This window comes from Streptomyces sp. NPDC055243 (genome assembly GCF_044544025.1).
In the GTDB taxonomy this organism is placed as follows: domain Bacteria; phylum Actinomycetota; class Actinomycetes; order Streptomycetales; family Streptomycetaceae; genus Streptomyces.
Genome location: NZ_JBITWR010000001.1, coordinates 654,384 through 673,900 on the forward strand (window position 1 = coordinate 654,384; position 19,517 = coordinate 673,900).

Consider the following 19,517-nt stretch of genomic DNA (forward strand, 5'->3'; position numbering starts at 1 on the left):
CGCACCGCTGTAAGGAGCACACGCCAGATGCAGAACGAGGACAAGCTCCGCGATTACCTCAAGCGGGCAACCACCGATCTGCGTACCGCACGCCGACGCCTGCGCGAGGTCGAGGAGCGGGAGAACGAGCCCATCGCGATCATCGGCATGAGCTGCCGCTACCCCGGTGGAGTCGAATCACCGGAAGACCTCTGGCAGTTGGTCGCCGAAGGCCGCGACGCCGTCGTGGAGTTCCCCTCCGACCGCGGCTGGGACGTCGAATCCCTCTACGACCCCGACCCGGAGCACGCGGGCACCTCGATCACCCGGCACGGCGGCTTCCTCCAGGGCGCCGCGGGCTTCGACCCGGCGTTCTTCGGGGTCAGCCCGCGCGAGGCCCAGGCGATGGACCCGCAGCAGCGACTCCTCCTGGAAACCTCCTGGGAGGCGTTCGAGCGGGCGGGCATCGACCCCGCGCAGGCCAGGGACACCAGGACCGGCGTGTTCGCGGGCGTCATGTACAACGACTACGCGACACGACTGCCGCAGGCACCCGAAGGGTTCGAGGGCTTCCTCGCCAACGGCAGCGCGGGCAGCATCGCGTCCGGCCGGATCGCCTACACCCTCGGCCTCGTCGGGCCCGCCGTGACGGTGGACACGGCCTGCTCGTCGTCGCTGGTGGCCCTGCACCTCGCGATGGTGGCCCTGCGCCGCGACGAGTGCTCGCTGGCGCTCGCGGGCGGCGCCACCTTCATGTCAACGCCGCGTACGTTCGTCGAGTACAGCAGGCAGCGCGCCCTGTCCGTGGACGGCCGCTGCAAGGCGTTCTCCGACAGCGCCGACGGCACCGGCTGGGGCGAGGGCGTCGGCATGCTCCTGGTGGAGCGCCTCTCCGACGCACAGCGCAACGGACACCCCATCCTCGCGGTCGTCCGTGGCTCGGCGGTGAACCAGGACGGGGCGTCGCACGGCCTGACCGCGCCGAACGGCCCGTCCCAGCAGACGGTGATCAACCAGGCCCTGGCCAGCGCGCGGCTCACACCGGCGCAGGTGGACGCGGTCGAGGCACACGGCACCGGCACCACGCTCGGCGACCCCATCGAGGCACAGGCCCTCATCGCGACCTACGGCGCGGAGCGGGAAGCCGACAGCCCCCTGTGGCTGGGATCGCTCAAGTCGAACATCGGCCACTCCCAGGCGGCGGCCGGAGCCGGCGGCATCATCAAGATGGTCATGGCGATGCGGCACGGAGTGCTGCCCAAGACCCTGCACGTCGACGAGCCCAGCAGCCACGTCGACTGGTCGGCGGGCACCGTGGAGCTGCTGACCGAGGGCCGGACATGGCCACAGAGCGACGAACCGCGCCGCGCCGGTGTGTCCTCGTTCGGCGTCAGCGGCACGAACGCCCACGTCATCCTGGAGGAAGCGCCCACCCCCGAACCAGTACCCACGGCGGACGCCGCGGCTCAGCAGCCCCCTGCGGCCGCCGAGCCGCCGGTCCCCGTCGTCACGCCGTGGGTGCTGTCCGCCCGAACCCCCGACGCGCTGCGCGCGCAGGCGGACCGCCTCCGCTCCGCGGTGGAGGCCTCCGCCGACTTCGACCCCACGGGCGTCGGCTTCTCGCTGGCCACGACACGGTCACTGTTCGAGCACCGCGCCGTACTCCTCGCCGAGGACCGGACCACCACCACCGACCGGCTCGCCGCTCTCGCCGAGGGGCGGGGCGGTCCGGGTGTCGTGGTCGGTGAGGCCGAACCGCACCGGTTGGGCTTCCTGTTCTCGGGCCAGGGTTCGCAGCGGCTCGGCATGGGCCGCGAACTGGCCGCGCAGTTACCGGTGTTCGCGGAGGCCTTGGAGAACGTCCTCGGGGCATGCGACCCGCAGGTGCGGGAGGTGCTGTTCGGTGAGGATGCCGATGCGCTGAACGAGACGGGGGTGACGCAGCCCGCCCTGTTCGCGGTCGAGGTGGCGTTGTTCCGTCTTCTTGAGTCGTGGGGTGTGCGCCCTGACGCGCTGGCGGGGCACTCGATCGGTGAGTTGGCCGCGGCGCATGTGGCCGGTGTGTGGTCGCTGGAGGACGCCGTCAAGGTGGTGTCGGCGCGGGGTGCGTTGATGCAGGCGCTGCCCGAGGGCGGTGCCATGGTCGCGATTCAGGCGTCGGAGGCGGAGGTTGCCTCGGACCTGCCGCAGACCGTGGGCATCGCTGCGGTCAACGGGCCGACGTCGGTGGTGATTTCGGGTGCTGCCGCCGATGTGGAGGCGGTGGCGGAGCGGTGGCGTGAGGCGGGCCGGAAGGTGTCTCGCCTCAAGGTCAGCCACGCGTTCCATTCACCGCTGATGGACCCGATGCTGGACGACTTCCGGCGAGTGCTTGAGGGTGTTTCGTACGAGGCTCCGTCGATCCCCATCGTGTCGACGCTGACCGGCAGGTCGGCCTCAGCGGAGGAGCTGGGGTCGCCGGAGTACTGGGTGCGGCACGTGCGCGAGTCCGTGCGGTTCCACGACGCGGTCGGGGCGCTGCGCGAGCAGGGCGTCGACGCCTTCCTGGAGATCGGTCCCGGTGGTGTGCTGTCCGGTCTCGGGCAGGTCGACGCACCGGAGGCCGCCTTCGTACCCGTCCTGCGAGGCGACCGTCCCGAACTCGTCGCACTGACCACCGCCGTCGGCCAACTGCACGTACGCGGTGTCCCTGTGGACCTGCCCGCCCTCTTCGACGGCACCGACGCCACCCGGGTCGACCTGCCGACGTACGCCTTCCAGCGCGAGCGCTACTGGCTGGACGCTCCGGCCGCCGAGGACGGGGCCGAGCGAATGTCGCCCGTCGAGGCGCGGTTCTGGGAGGTCGTGGAGGAGGGAGACCCCGCGGATCTCGCCCACACGCTGGGCGTGTCGTCCGACGACCCGTTGAGCGCCGTGCTGCCCCGGCTGTCCGCGTGGCGCCGGAAGCAGCGGGACCAATCCACCGCCGACGCCTGGCGGTACGGGGTCGAGTGGCGGCCGGTGGCTGCCGACGCACGGCCATTGGACGGTGCGTGGCTTGTCGTCGCGCCGGCCGGCGAAGAAGAGCGCACCGAATGGATGCGTGCGTCGCTGGCGCGGAACGGTGCGGACGACGTGCACGTCCTTCGGGTGGACACGGAGGCGGTCGACTGGGCGCAGCAGTTGGCCGACCTGTCGGACCTGAACGGCGTGGTCTCGCTGATGGGCCTTGCCGATGCGGGCGCGTCGACGGTGCCTGCTGGTGTGGCGGCCACCGTGGGGCTGTTGCAGGCCCTCGGTGACGCGGACGTGCCGCTGTGGTGCCTGACGTCGGGTGCGGTGTCGGCGGGTGCTGATGACGTGGTTGACGGGTTCGAGCAGTCGATGCTGTGGGGTCTCGGCCGGGTCGCCGCGCTGGAACACCCCAGCCGCTGGGGCGGCTTGGTCGACCTGCCCGAGACGCAGGACGACGGGACCGGTGATCGGCTGGCTTCGGTGTTCGCCGGGGCGCGGGGCGAGGACCAGATCGCCCTGCGCGGCCACGAGATCCTCGGCCGCAGACTGGTGCCCGCCCCGCTGGGCGACGCCTCCGGGGACAACTGGTCGCCCCGCGGCACGGTCCTGGTCACCGGCGGCACCGGCGCCCTGGGCGGTCATGTGGCGCGCTGGCTGGCGACTGACGGAGCCGAGCACGTCGTGCTGGCCGCCCGGCGCGGCCGAGCCGCCCAAGGGGCGGAGGAACTGGAGGCCGAGCTCGTCGAGCTGGGCGCGCGCGTCACGTTCGCCACGTGTGACGTGGCCGACCGGGCCGCTGTCGCGGCGCTGCTGGAGAGCGTCCCGTCGCTCACCGCCGTCGTGCACACGGCGGGCGTCGAGCGCTCGGCCGCCATCGCCGACCTCGACCCGGACGACCTCACCGGGTTCGCCGAGGTCCTGGCGGCGAAGGTCGACGGCGCGCGGAACCTGCACGAGCTTCTGTCCGACACGCAGTTGGACGCGCAGTTGGACGCGTTCGTGCTGTTCTCCTCCATCGCCGGAGTGTGGGGCAGCGGAGGCCAGGCCGCCTATGGGGCGGCCAACGCCTACCTCGACGCACTCGCCGACCACCGCAGGGCGGCGGGGCTGCCCGCCACGGCCGTCGCGTGGGGCCCGTGGGGCGGCGGCGGCATGGTCGAGGACTCCGGCCAGGCCACCCACCTCCAGCGACTGGGCCTGACCACGATGGCCCCCGACGCGGCGCTCGCCGGCCTCGGCTCGGCCGTCGCACATGACGACGGCAAGGTCACCGTCGCCGACGTCGACTGGACCCGGTTCGCCGCCACCTTCATGGCGCAGCGCCCGAGCGCACTCCTGAGCGAACTCCCCGAGGTGCGCGCCGCGTTCGACTCCGCACCCGCCGAGCGGAGCGGCACATCGGCTCTCGCGCAGCGCCTCGCGGGCCTTGACGACGACGAGCAGGATCGGCAGCTCACCGAGCTGGTCCGGACCGAGGCCGCCGCGGTGCTCGGCCACGCCTCCGCCGACGCGTTCTCCGCGACGCGCGCCTTCCGGGAGCTCGGCTTCGACTCGTTGACGGCCGTGGAACTGCGCGCCCGGCTCAGCGAGGCCACCGGCGTCGCCCTGCCCGCGGCCGTGGTGTTCGACTACCCGACGGCGGCTGCCCTTGCCGCCTATCTGCGCGGGGAACTGTCCGGAGCGGCGCCCACCGCCTCCGCCCCCAGCGCCGTCTCCGGCGTGACCGACGAGCCGATCGCGATCGTGTCGATGGCGTGCCGGTTCCCCGGCGGTGTGACGAGCCCGGAGGACCTCTGGCAGGTCCTGCTGTCGGGCGAGGACGCGGTGACGGACTTCCCGGCCGACCGCGGCTGGGACGTCGAGGCGTTGTACAACCCCGACCCCGACGCGGCGAGCGTCGGCACGTCGTACTCCCGCAGAGGCGCGTTCCTCGACCACGTGGCGGACTTCGACCCGACGCTCTTCGGGATCTCGCCGCGCGAGGCCCTTGCGATGGACCCGCAGCAGCGGCTGCTCCTGGAGACCTCCTGGGAGGTGTTCGAGCGGGCGGGCATCGACCCCGACTCGCTGCGCGGCAGCAGGTCGGGCGTGTTCGTCGGCACCAACGGCCAGGACTACACGACGCTGATGATGGCCGCGCCGGCCAGCGTCGACGGCTACTTCGGCACCGGCAGCGCGGCGAGTGTCATCTCCGGCCGCCTGTCGTACACGTTCGGCCTCGAAGGCCCCGCGGTGACGGTGGACACGGCGTGCTCGTCGTCCCTGGTCGCCCTGCACCTGGCGGTACAGGCCCTGCGGAAGGGCGAGTGCGAGCTGGCGCTCGCGGGCGGCGTGACGGTGATGTCCACGCCCGCCGCGTTCGTGGAGTTCAGCCGCCAGCGCGGGCTCTCGGTCGACGGCCGGTGCAAGGCCTTCGGGGCCGACGCGGACGGCACCGGCTGGGGCGAGGGCATCGGCATGCTGCTCGTCGAGCGCCTCTCGGACGCCGAGCGCAACGGACATCAGGTGCTTGCGGTGGTACGGGGTTCGGCGGTCAACCAGGACGGCGCGTCCAACGGCCTGACCGCTCCGAACGGCCCCTCGCAGCAGCGGGTCATCCGGGCCGCGCTGGAGGCAACCGGCCTCACGCCGTCCGATGTCGACGCGGTCGAGGCACACGGTACGGGTACGAAGCTGGGCGACCCGATCGAGGCCCAGGCACTGCTCGCGACCTACGGCCAGGACCGCCCGGTCGACCGGCCGCTGTGGCTCGGCTCGATCAAGTCGAACATCGGCCACACGCAGGCCGCCGCCGGTGTCGCGGGTGTCATCAAGATGGTCATGTCGATGCGGCACGGCGTACTGCCGCGCACCCTGCACGCGGACGAACCGTCACCGCACGTCGACTGGTCGGCCGGTGCGGTGGAGCTGCTGACGGAGACCCGGCCGTGGCCGGAGACCGGGCAGCCGTGGCGGGCAGGGGTTTCGTCGTTCGGCTTCAGCGGTACGAACGCCCACGCCATCATCGAGCAGGCCCCGCAGGCCTCCGAGGCCGAGCGGGAAGAAGCCCCGGAGCCGCTGCCGACCGGCACGGTCGTCCCGTGGACGTTGTCGGCCAAGACCCCCGAGGCGCTGCGGGAGCAGGCCGCACGGCTCGCGACTTTCGTGGACGGGTCGCCGGACCTGGCCGTGGCGGACGTGGCCCGTGCGCTGGCGTTCTCGCGCGCGGCCCTTGAACACCGCGCGGTGGTGGTCGCGGCGGAGCCCGCCGAGTTCCAGTCGGCTCTGACCGCTCTCGCCGAGGGGCGGGGCGGCCGGGGTGTGGTGGTCGGTGAGGCTGTGCCGCACCGACTGGGTTTCCTGTTCTCGGGTCAGGGTTCGCAGCGGCTCGGGATGGGGCGTGAGCTGGCCGGCCGTTTCCCGGTGTTCGCGGAGGCGCTGGAGGCTGTGCTGGGTGAGTTTGATCCGGCGGTGCGTGAGGTGTTGTTCGGTGAGGATGCCGATGCGCTGAATGAGACGGGTGTTACGCAGCCTGCGTTGTTCGCGGTCGAGGTGGCACTGTTCCGGCTGCTTGAGTCGTGGGGTGTGCGCCCGGATGTTCTGGCCGGACACTCCATCGGTGAGCTGGCCGCGGCGCATGTGGCGGGTGTGTGGTCGCTGGCTGATGCGGTGAAGGTGGTGTCGGCGCGGGGTGCGTTGATGCAGGCGCTGCCGTCTGGTGGGGCGATGGTCGCGATCCAGGCGACTGAGGCCGAGGTGGCGCCGGATCTGTCGGAGACGGTGGGCATAGCTGCGGTCAACGGGCCGACGTCGGTGGTCATTTCCGGTGTCTCCGCGGATGTGGAGGTGGTGGCTGAGAGGTGGCGTGAGGCGGGTCGGAAGGTGTCTCGTCTGAAGGTCAGCCATGCGTTCCACTCGCCGTTGATGGACCCGATGCTGGATGAGTTCCGGCGAGCGCTTGAGGGTGTTTCGTACGAGGCTCCGTCGATCCCCATCGTGTCGACGCTGACCGGCAGGTCGGCCTCCGCGGAGGAGTTGGGGTCGCCGGAGTACTGGGTGCGGCACGTGCGCGAGTCCGTGCGGTTCGCCGATGCCGTGAGCACCTTGCGGGACGAGGGCGTGACGACGTTCGTCGAGGTCGGTCCGGGCGGCACACTGGCCGCGCTCGGTCAGGAGTCGGCGCCGGAAGCGACCTTCGTACCGACCCTCCGTGGCGATCGCCCGGAGGCGGTGTCCGCCACGACGGCCGTCGGGCACCTCCACGTACGCGGTGTCGAGGTGGACTGGGAGGCGTTCCTCGCCGGTCGCGGCGCGCGACGGGTGGACCTGCCGACGTACGCGTTCCAGCGCGAACGTTTCTGGCTGGACACCCCGGACATCGACAAGGGCACCGAGCGAATATCGCCGGTGGAGGCGCGCTTCTGGGAGGTCGTGGAAGAGGGCGACATCGCGGATCTCGCCCGTACGTTGGACGTGTCGTCCGACGACCCGTTGAGTGCCGTGCTGCCCCGGCTGTCCGCGTGGCGTCGCAAGCAGCGGGACCGGTCCACGGCCGATGGCTGGCGGTACGGGATCGAGTGGCGTCCGGTGGCCGCCGGAACCCGGCGGCTGGACGGTGCATGGCTGGTCGTCGCCCCGGCCGGTGAGGAGCGCGCCGCATGGGTCGGTGACGCGCTGACCCGGAACGGTGCCGGTGATGTGCATGTTCTGTACGTGGAACCCGAGACGGTCGACTGGGCGGAGCAGTTGGCCGGCCTGACGGACCTGAGCGGCGTGGTCTCGTTGGTGGGGCTCGCTGATGCGGGCGATTCGACGGTGCCTGCCGGTGTCGCGGCCACCGTAGGGCTGTTGCAGAGCCTAGGCGCGGCGGATGTGCCGCTGTGGTGCCTGACGTCGGGTGCGGTGTCGGCGGGTGCTGATGATGTGGTTGACGGGTTCGAGCAGTCGATGCTGTGGGGCCTGGGCCGGGTGGCCGCATTGGAGCAGCCCGGTCGCTGGGGCGGTCTGGTCGATCTGCCCGAGGCGCAGGACGACGCGACCGGTGACCTGCTGGCTTCCGTGCTCGCCGGGACGAAGGGCGAGGGCGAGGACCAGGTCGCGCTGCGCGGCGGCAAGATTCTGAGCCGCAGGCTGGTCACCGCTCCGGTGGGCACGTCGGCCGGCGACGGCTGGTCGCCGCGCGGCACAATCCTGGTCACCGGTGGCACCGGTGCCCTGGGCGCGCACGTCGCCAGGTGGCTGGTGGGCAAGGGGGCCGAGCACCTGCTGCTGACCAGTAGGCGTGGGATTGAGGCCGATGGCGCGGAGCAACTGCGCTCTGAGCTGACCGCGTTGGGTGCCCGGGTCACGATCACCGCCTGTGACGCGGCCGATCGGGATGCGTTGGCGGACGTGCTTGCTTCCGTGCCTGCCGAGCTCCCGCTCACCGCGGTCGTACACGCGGCGGGCATCGAGCGCTCGGCCACCATCGCCGACCTCGACCCCGACGACCTCGCCGAGTTCGCCGACGTGCTGACGGCGAAGGTCGACGGCGCGCGGAACCTGCACGAGCTCCTGGCCGACACGCAGTTGGAAGCGTTCGTACTGTTCTCGTCCATCGCCGGGGTGTGGGGCAGCAGTGGGCAGGGTGCGTACGCGGCGGCCAACGCCTACCTCGACGCACTCGCCGACCACCGCAGGGCCGCTGGGCTGCCCGCCACGGCCGTCGCGTGGGGCCCGTGGGGCGGCGGAGGCATGGTCGCCACCGCCGAGCAGGCCACGCAGCTGCACCGCTGGGGCCTGGCGACGATGGATCCGGATGTGGCGATCGCAGGCCTGGCCACGGTCCTGGAGCGCGGTGACGGCAACACCGTCGTCGCCGACGTCGACTGGACCCGGTTCGCGGGGACCTTCATGGCGCAGCGCCCGAGCTCCCTGCTCGGCGAACTGGCCGAGGTTCGCGCCGCGTTCGAGGCCGCACCCACCGAGCGGAGCGGCAGCACGTCGGCACTCGCCCAGCGCCTCGCGGGCCTGGACGAGGCCGAGCAGGAGCGGCAGCTCACCGAACTGGTCCGGTACGAGGCTGCCGCGGTGCTGGGTCACGTGTCCGGTGACGCCTTCTCCCCGACGCGTGCGTTCAAGGAGCTCGGCTTCGACTCGTTGACGGCCGTGGAGTTGCGCGCCCGGCTCCGCGAGGCCACGGGCATCGCCCTGCCCGCGACCCTGGTGTTCGACTACCCGACGGCCGCCGCGCTGGCCGCCTATCTGCGCGTGGAGCTGTGCGGGGCGGATGCAACACCCGCCGCATCCCACCCTGTTGGCGCCTCCGGAGTGACCGACGACCCGATCGCGATCGTGTCGATGGCATGCCGGTTCCCCGGCGGTGTCGCCGGTCCGGAGGACCTGTGGAACTTCCTCCTGGCGGGCGGAGACGCGGTGACGGACTTCCCGACCGACCGCGGCTGGGACGTGGAAGCGCTCTACGACCCCGACCCGGACTCGGTGGGGACCACATACCTGCGTTCCGGCGCCTTCATGTCGGACGTGAGCGGGTTCGACGCGGGCTTCTTCGGGATCTCGCCGCGCGAGGCCCTCGCGATGGACCCCCAGCAGCGGCTGCTCCTGGAGACCTCCTGGGAACTGCTCGAGCGCGCCGGGGTCGACTCGGCGTCGCTGCGCGGCGAGCGCGTCGGCGTGTTCGTCGGGTCGAACGCCCAGGACTACGGTCTTGTCCTCGGCGGCGCGGCCGAGGACGTGGGCGGCTACGTGGCGACCGGCAACGCCGCCAGCGTGGCCTCGGGCCGCCTGTCGTACACCTTCGGCTTCGAAGGCCCCGCGGTGACGGTGGACACGGCGTGCTCGTCGTCGCTGGTGGCCCTGCACCTGGCGGTGCAGTCGCTGCGGTCGGGCGAGTGCGAGCTGGCGCTGGCCGGCGGCGTCACCGTGATGTCGACGCCGGGCGCGTTCATCGAGTTCAGCCGCCAGCGAGGACTGTCGCTGGACGGCCGCTGCAAGGCGTTCGGCGCAGGCGCCGACGGCACAAGCTGGGGCGAAGGCGTCGGCATGCTCTTCGTCGAGCGTCTCTCGGACGCCCAGCGCAACGGGCATCCGGTCCTTGCCGTCATCCGCGGTTCGGCGGTGAACCAGGACGGTGCGTCGAACGGCCTGACCGCCCCGAACGGCCCTTCGCAGCAGCGGGTGATCCGCCAGGCGCTCGCCAGTGCGGGCCTCACGCCGTCCGACGTGGACGCGGTCGAGGCGCACGGCACCGGCACCAAGCTGGGCGACCCGATCGAGGCCCAGGCCCTCCTTGCCACCTACGGCCAGGACCGCGACGGCGAGCCGCTGTTGCTGGGATCGGTGAAGTCCAACATCGGTCACACGCAGGCCGCGGCCGGTGTGGCGGGCGTGATCAAGATGGTCATGGCGATGCAGCACGGAGTGCTGCCCCGCACCTTGCACGCGGACGAGCCCTCACCGCACGTCGACTGGTCGACAGGGGCGGTGGAGCTGCTCACCGATCAGCGCGCGTGGCCCACCGCGGACCGGCCGTGGCGGGCGGGTGTGTCGTCGTTCGGGTTCAGCGGTACGAACGCCCACGCCATCATCGAACAAGCGCCGACCGCCGAGCCGGAGGAAGCCCAGGAGCCGGTGCGCGAAGGCGGCCTGGTGCCGTGGGTGCTTTCGGCGGGTGACGAGGGCGCGTTGCGCGGCCAGGCCGAGCGCCTGCTGGCCCTGGCGGACGAGCACACACCGGCCGACATCGGCTACTCCCTCGCGACGTCACGGTCGGCGCTGACCCACCGCGCGGTGGTCGTGGCCGCTGACCGGTCCGAGTTCCTGACGGCCCTGACGGCCGTTGCCGGGGGCCGGACGAACGGTGCCGCGGTCGGGGGAGTGGCCGGCGAGCCCGGCCGGTTGGGTTTCCTGTTCTCGGGTCAGGGTTCGCAGCGGCTTGGGATGGGGCGTGAGCTGGCTGGCCGTTTCCCGGTGTTCGCGGAGGCGCTGGAGGCTGTGCTGGGTGAGTTCGAACCGGCGGTGCGTGAGGTGTTGTTCGGTGAGGATGCCGATGCGCTGAATGAGACGGGTGTTACTCAGCCTGCGTTGTTCGCGGTCGAGGTGGCGTTGTTCCGCCTCCTTGAGTCGTGGGGTGTGCGCCCGGATGTTCTGGCCGGACACTCCATCGGTGAGCTGGCCGCGGCCCATGTGGCCGGTGTCTGGTCGCTGGAGGACGCGGTCAAGGTGGTGTCGGCGCGTGGCGCACTGATGCAGGCACTGCCTGAAGGCGGCGCGATGGTCGCGATCCAGGCGACCGAGGCCGAGATGGCGCCGGATCTGTCGGAGGCGGTGGGCATCGCTGCGGTCAACGGGCCGAACTCGGTGGTCATTTCCGGTGTCGCCGCTGATGTTCAAGCGGTGGGCGAGCGCTGGCGTGAGGCGGGCCGGAAGGTTTCTCGCCTGAAGGTCAGTCACGCGTTCCACTCACCTCTGATGGACCCAATGCTGGACGAGTTCCGCCGGGTGCTGGAAGAGGTGTCGTACGAGGCTCCGTCGATCCCGATCGTGTCGACGCTGACCGGCAGGTCGGCCTCAGCGGAGGAGTTGGGGTCGCCGGAGTACTGGGTGCGGCATGTGCGCGAGTGTGTGCGGTTCCATGATGCGGTGGTGGCGTTGCGGGAGCAGGGCGTCGAGGTGTTCGTGGAGGTCGGGCCGGGCGGGACGCTGTCCGCGCTGGGGCTTGGCAGTGTGCCTGAGGCGGTGTTCTTGCCCGCGTTGCGCGCGGACAGGCCTGAGGAGGCCGCGCTGGTGACCACGGTCGCCGCGTTGTACACGCGGGGCGGGATGGTCGACTGGGCGGCGTACTTCGCGGGCAGTGGTGCCCGGCGGGTGGACCTGCCGACGTACGCCTTCCAGCACCAGCGCTACTGGATGGACGCTCCGCCCGTCGTCGCCGAGGCCGTGACGAACGCGGGCGAGGCACGGTTCTGGGCCGCGGTGGACAGCGAGGAGGCGACCGCCCTCGCGTCGTCCCTGGGCATCACCGACGACGGGGCGACCGACACGCTCCGCGCCGTGCTGCCGCTCCTGACGTCGTGGCGGCGCCGTAGCCACGAGAAGTCCACGTTGGACAAGTGGCGTTACACCGTCGGCTGGAAGTCCCTCGGTGTCCCGGCGACGACGCCGCCCTCGGGCACCTGGCTGGTCGTGGCGCCCCCCGGTGACGAGCGCGCCGCCGAGCTGAGCGAGCTGCTCGCAGACAGCGGCCTCGCGCTCGTCGCGGTGGAGTCCGAAGGAGCGGACCCCTCGAACACCTCGCCCCTTGCCGACCGCACGGGCCTTGCCGACCGCACGGGCCTTGCCGACCGCGTGGGTCTTGCCGACCGCGTGGGTCTTGCCGACCGCGCGGGCCTTGCCGACGCGCTGCGCGCAGCCGTCGCGCAGGTTCTCGCTCGGGACGAAGAGGTCGGTGGAGTCCTGTCGTTCCTGGCGTTCGACGAGTCGACGCACCCCGACCACCCCGCCGTTCCGAACGGCGTGGCAGCCACCCTCGCGCTGGTCCAGGCGCTCGGTGACGCGGACGTACAGGCGCCGCTGTGGTGCGTGACGTCGGGTGCGGTGGCGGCGGTCGCGGGTGACGCGGTCGCGGGCTTCGCGCAGTCGATGGTGTGGGGCCTCGGCCGGGCCGCAGCCCTCGAACTCACCTCCCGTTGGGGCGGGTTGATCGACCTGCCGGATACGGCGACGGCGATGGAGACGGAGACAGGGACACAGGCGGCGGACCAGCGGATGGTCGCCCGCCTGTGCGGGCTCCTCGGCGGGCCGGAGGACCAGGTCGCCGTACGCGGGTCCGGCGTGTTCGCACGCCGCCTCCGCCGGGCCGAGCCTGCCGACCCGACGGCCCCGGACTCCGGCTGGACGCCGCGCGGCACGGTTCTGGTGACCGGCGGTCTCGGCGCCCTGGGCGCCAGGGCCGCCCGGTGGTCGGCGGCGCACGGCGCCGAGCACATCGTCCTGGTGAGTCGACGCGGTGCCGAGGCCGAGGGCGCCGCCGCGTTGGAGACCGAACTCGTCGAGCTGGGCGCTCGCGTCACGATCGCCGCCGTCGACATCGCCGACCGGGACGGGCTCGCGGCCCTGCTCGACGGCCTCGCCGCCGCCGGAGACCGGGTCGACGCCGTCGTACACACCGCCGGACTCAACGACAGCACCCCTGTGGGCGAGACCGACCTCGCGCGCTTCGCGGACGTGGTCGGCGCCAAGGTTGCGGGCGCCGCGCACCTGCACGAGCTGCTCGCCGACACACCGCTCGACGCGTTCCTCTCGTACTCCTCGATCGCCGGCATCTGGGGCAGCGGCAACCAGATCGGCTACAGCGCGGCCAACGCCTACCTCGACGCGCTCGCCGAGCACCGCACCGCGCACGGCCTGCCGGGCACAGCCGTGGCCTGGGGTCCCTGGGGCGGCGGCGGTATGGCCGACGACGAGGCGCAGCGGCAGCTCTCGCGCCGCGGCCTCCTGGCGCTGCCGCCCGAACTCGCGGTGGGCGCCGTCGCCGACGCGGTCGGCGGCGGCACGGCGAGCACCATCGTGGCGGACGTCGACTGGGAACGGTTCGCCCCCGCGTTCACCATCGGCAGGCCGAGCCCGCTGCTCGCCGATCTGGCCGAAGCACGTGACGCGGTCGCGGGCCGGACCGCCGGTGCGGCAGGGACCGACGGATCGGCCGGTCCGGGCGTATCCGACCGGGACGGGGCGGAGTTGCGGGGCCGGCTCGACGGCCTGGACGCGGCGAAGCAGGGCGAACTGGTGCGCGGCCTGGTGGTGGCGCAGGCGGCCACCGTCCTGGGGCACACCACGGCCGGCGCCGTCGACCCCGACCGGGCCTTCCGCGACCTGGGCTTCGACTCGCTGACCGCCGTGGAACTGCGCAACGGGCTCGCGGCCGCGACCGGCCTGACCCTGCCCGCGACCGTGGTCTTCGACTACCCCACCCCCGCGGCGCTCGCCGACCACCTGTTGTCGGCGGCCCTGGAAACGCACGGCGATGCGCCCCTGACACCCGACGCCGCACCGCCGGTCGCGTCCGACGAGCCGATCGCGATCGTCGCGATGGCGTGCCGGTACCCCGGAGGTGTCACCAGCCCGGAGGACCTGTGGCAGGTGCTCCTGGCGGGCGGCGATGCGGTGACGGACTTCCCGGCCGACCGCGGCTGGGACCTGGAGGCGCTGTACGACCCGGACCCCGCGGGCATCGGCACGACGTACTCGCGCAGGGGCGCCTTCCTCGACCAGGTGGCGGACTTCGACGCGACCTTCTTCGGGACGTCGCCGCGTGAAGCCCTCGCGATGGACCCGCAGCAGCGACTGCTCCTGGAAACCTCCTGGGAGGCCTTCGAGCGGGCGGGCATCGACCCGAACTCGGTCCGCGGCGAGCGCGTCGGCGTGTTCGTCGGCTCGAACGTGCAGGACTACGGTCTCGTCCTCGGCGATGCCGTCGAGGACGTGGGCGGGCACGTGGCGACGGGCAGCGCGGCGAGCGTCATGTCCGGCCGTCTGTCATACACGTTCGGACTCGAAGGCCCCGCCGTGACGGTGGACACCGCCTGCTCCTCCTCGCTGGTGGCCCTGCACCTGGCGGCGCAGGCACTGCGGTCGGGCGAGTGCGAGATGGCCCTCGCGGGCGGTGTGACGGTGATGTCGACGCCGGGTGCGTTCATCGAGTTCAGCCGCCAGCGCGGGCTGTCCGTGGACGGCCGGTGCAAGGCGTTCTCCGACAGCGCCGACGGGACTGGCTGGGGCGAGGGCATCGGCATGCTCATCGTCGAGCGGCTGTCCGACGCGCAGCGCAACGGCCACCAAGTACTCGCCGTCGTCCGCGGCTCGGCGGTGAACCAGGACGGCGCGTCCAACGGCCTGACCGCCCCGAACGGACCCTCGCAGCAGCGCGTCATCCGCCAGGCACTGGCCAGTGCGGGCCTCACGCCGTCCGACGTGGACGCGGTCGAGGCGCACGGCACCGGCACCACCCTCGGCGACCCGATCGAGGCGCAGGCGCTGCTCGCCACCTACGGCCAGGGCAGGCCCGCGGACCGGCCGCTGTTGCTGGGCTCGGTGAAGTCCAACATCGGCCACACGCAGGCCGCGGCCGGTGTGGCGGGTGTGATCAAGATGGTGATGGCGATGCGGCACGGCGAACTGCCGCGGACGCTGCACGTCACCGAGCCGTCGTCGCACGTGGACTGGTCGGCGGGCGCGATGCAGTTGCTCACCGACCGGCGCGAATGGCCTGCCGTGGACCGGCCGTGGCGGGCGGGTGTGTCGTCCTTCGGGTTCAGCGGCACGAACGCGCACACCATCATCGAGCAGGCCCCCGAAATCATCGAGCAGGCCCCCGAGACCCCGTCACCCGAGCAGGGCGAGCAGGGCGAACCGAGCCAGCCGGGCGGAACCGGTGTCGTGCCGTGGGTCCTGTCGGCCCGTTCCCCTGAAGCACTGCGGGAGCAGGCGTCCCGCCTCCGCGAGGAGTGCGAGCGCGCCGACGCGACCGTGGCGGTCGCAGACATCGCCCACTCGCTGCGCTCCCGCTCCGTGTTCGACCACCGGGCCGTGCTGGTGGGCCTCGACCGGGACGAGTTCATCACCGGCCTCACCGCTCTGGCCGACGGCCGCGAGGCGCCGAACCTCGTGACGGGCGCGGCCGAGAACCGCGGCACCGGCACGGTGTTCGTCTTCCCCGGCCACGGCACGCAGTGGGTCGGCATGGCCCGGGAACTCCTCGATTCCTCGCCGGTGTTCCGTACGCGGATGGAGGAGTGCGCCCAGGCGCTGGACGCGTACGTCGACTGGTCGCTCCTCGAAGCCATCCAGGACCCCGGCCTGATGGAGCGTCTCGACGTCGTCCAGCCCGCCCTGTTCGCCGTGATGGTGTCCCTTGCCGCCACCTGGCGGTCCTGGGGCGTCGAGCCGAGCGCCGTACTGGGGCACTCCCAGGGCGAGATCGCCGCGGCGTGCGTCGCGGGCGCCCTGTCCCTGCGAGACGCGGCGCGCCTCGCCGTCCTGCGGAGCAAGGCGCTCACCGCGCTTGCCGGCCAGGGCGGCATGGTGTCGGTCGCCCTCGGTGTGGACGACGTACGAGAACTCCTCGCGCGGTGGGACGGACAGCTCGCCGTCGGTGTCGTCAACGGCCCCGCGTCGGTCGTCGTCTCCGGTGACGCCGACGCGCTGGACGAACTGATGGAGGTCTGCGCCGAGCAGGGCGTGTGGGCGCGGCGGGTCCAGGCGGACTACGCCCCGCACTCCCACCACGTCGAACGCGTCGAGACGGAAATCCTGGAGGGCCTCGCGGACGTGACGCCGCGCTCCGGCGACGTGCCCTACTACTCGCCGCTGACCGGCGGCTGGCTGGACACCCGCGACCTGGACGCCTCCTACTGGTACCGCAGCCTGCGGCAGACGGTGGAGTTCGCGGACGCCGTCTCCACCCTGGTGGCCGAAGGCTTCACCACGTTCGTCGAGGTCAGCCCGCACCCGGTCCTGGTGGCCGGACTCGGCGAACTGACCGGCGCCGACGGCCTGGTCGTCGGCTCGCTGCGGCGCGGCGACGGCGGCCGGGACCGGCTGCTGAACTCGGCGAGCAGGCTGTTCGTGCGCGGCAGCCGGGTGGACTGGCCGCTGCCCGACGCGCGACGCGTCGACCTTCCCACCTACCCGTTCCAGCGCCGCCGCTTCTGGCCCACGACGACGCCCACCGCGTCCGGCGACGTGACCTCGGCCGGCCTCGGGCGGGTGGACCACCCCCTGCTCGTCGCCGTCACCGAACTCGCGGACTCCGAAGGCCTCGTGTTCAGCGGCAGGCTGTCCCTGCGCACCCACCCCTGGCTCACCGACTACCGGCTCCTGGACACCGCGCTGCTCCCCGGCGCGGCCTACGTGGACCTCGCGCTGCGCGCCGGTGACCACGTCGGATGCGCCTCCCTGGAGGAACTGGTCCTCGAAGCGCCCCTGGTGCTGCCCGAACGGGACGGCGTCCAGATACGGCTCAGCCTCGACGGGCCGGACGCGTCGGGCAGGCGGGCGTTCACCGTGGACTCCCGAGGCAACGAGGGCGGAGAGTGGACCCGCCACGCCACCGGAAGCCTGACCGCAGAGGCACAGCCCGTCACGGACGACCTAGTCGCCTGGCCGCCGAACGAAGCGGAGCCGGTCGACCTGGACAGCCACTACGCCACCGCCGGTGCCTCCGGCCTCGACCACGGCCCCGCCTTCCAGGGCCTGCGCGCCGCCTGGCGCAAGGGCGACGAGGCGTTCGCCGAAGTGGAGCTGCCGGACGGCCTCGCCGACGAGGGCTTCGGCCTGCACCCGGCCCTCCTGGACGCCGCGCTGCACGCCGTCGGACTCGGGATGAACGCGGACGGTCTCCCGTTCTCGTGGGCCGGGGTGCGACTCCTCGCGACCGGCGCGACGCGGCTGCGGGTCCGGTTGACGCCGGTCGGCGTGGACGCCGTGGCCGTGCTCGTCGCCGACGGCTCCGGTGAACCGGTCGCCGCCGTCGACGAACTGAGCCTGCGCACCCTCTCGGCCGACCAGCTCGACGCCGCGCGCTCCGCCCACCGCGACTCGCTGTTCGAGGTGACGTGGGTGCCGATGCCGGACGCCGCTCCCGAGACCGGCACCTGGGCGGTCATCGGCGGCGACACCGCCCGCATCGCCCACGCCCTCACCGCGGCCGGTGAACCGGTCGACGAACACGCCGACCTGACCGCGCTCACCGCCGCCGTCGACGCCGGAGCACCCGTACCCCGATGCGTGGCCGTGACGCCCGGCGAGAGCGCGACAACCCCCCGCGAGGCGACACACCACACCCTCGACCTGCTCCAGAAGTGGCTCGCGGACGACCGGTTCGCCGCGACGCAGCTCGTGTTCCTGACGAGCGGCGCGGTACCGGCAGGCCCGGACGACGCCGTACCGGACCTGGTGCGCGCCCCCGCGTGGGGCCTGGTGCGCTCGGCACAGTCCGAGCACCCGACGCGATTCGTGCTGGTCGACGTCGACGGCGACGAGAAGTCGCTGCGCAGGCTGCCCGCAGCCGTGGCGACCGGGGAACCGCAGATCGTCGTCAGGAACGGCACCGCCACGCTGGCCAGGCTCGCGCGGCTCACCGCTGCGGTGACCGCCCCGGCCGACGCTCCCGAGCAGGCGGCGTTCACGCCCGACAGCACCGTCCTGATCACCGGCGGCCTCGGCGTGCTCGGCGGCCTGACCGCACGGCACCTCGTCACCCGCCACGGAGTCCGCGACCTCGTACTGACCGGCAGGCGCGGCCCGGCCACACCGGGCGCGGAGCAACTGCGTCAGGAGCTGACCGAACTGGGCGCACGGGTCACGGTCGTCCGGTGCGACGTCGGCGACCGCACCGAGGTCGCCGCGCTGCTCGCCGAGCACCCCGTGACCGCCGTCGTCCACACGGCGGGCGTCCTGGACGACAGCGTGATCGAGTCCCTGACCCCGGCACACGTCGACGCGGTGTTCGGCCCCAAGGCCGACGCGGCGCTGCACCTGCACGAGCTGACCCTGGAGACGGAGCTCACGGCGTTCGTGCTGTTCTCCGCCGCCGCCGGTGTGTTCGGCGGCCCCGGCCAGGGCAACTACGCGGCCGCCAACGCCTTCCTGGACGCGCTCGCACAGCACCGCAGGGCCGCCGGGCTGCCCGCGACCTCGCTGGCCTGGGGCCTGTGGGCCGAGACCAGCGGCATCACCGGCCACCTCGACGACGCCGACCTGCAGCGGATGGCCAGGGGCGGCATGACCCCGCTGTCCTCCGCCGACGGCATGGCGCTGTTCGACGCGGCGCGCGCCACCGGCACAGCGACCGCGGTGCCCGCAGCGGTCGACCTGGCCGCGTTGCGGGCCCGCCCGGAGCAGGTACGGCCACTGCTGCGCGGCCTGGTTCCCACCCCGGCCCGCAGGTCCGCACGGTCCGGCGACGGCTCCGGAGCGGTCCCGCTCGCCCAGCGGCTCGCCGGCCTCACCGAAGCGGAGCAGGACCGGGCCCTCGTACAGCTCGTCCGCACCCACACCGCGGCCGTGCTCGGCTTCCCCGGAGCGGAGGCCGTCGAGGCGGATCGGGCGTTCAAGGAACTCGGCTTCGACTCGCTCACCGCCGTGGAACTGCGCAACAGGCTCGACGCCGAGGTCGACGCGCGACTGCCCGCCACCCTGGTGTTCGACCACCCGAACCCTGCGGCACTCGCCGCCCACCTGCGCACGACGGTGCTCGCCGGCGACGGCACACCCGCCGCCGCGGTGCTCGGCGAGCTGAACAAGCTGACGGTCACCATCTCCAAGCTCGACCCGAACGACGCCCTGGCCGGCGACATCCGGCTGCGGCTCAGGGCGCTCCTGTCCACCTGGGACGAGAGCGAACCCGATGCCGCGACGGACGACCTGACCTCGGCAACGCTGGACGACGTCTTCGACATCATCGACGAGGAACTCGGAAAGTCCTGACCAGCGGTTACGCACTCCCACCAACCTCACAAGCCGGTACGGACTCTCACCAAGTCGGGTACGGACTCTCACCCAGAGGG

Annotated in this window: 1 protein-coding gene; it reads left to right on the forward strand. The window is 72.6% G+C overall.

What is annotated here, in order from left to right:
* The first annotated feature begins 27 nt into the window (after positions 1-27).
* Positions 28-19,437, forward strand: a complete 19,410-nt coding sequence (locus tag ACIGXX_RS03140) for a type I polyketide synthase (protein WP_399972182.1) — start codon at positions 28-30, stop codon at positions 19,435-19,437.
* The last annotated feature ends 80 nt before the right edge of the window (positions 19,438-19,517 follow it).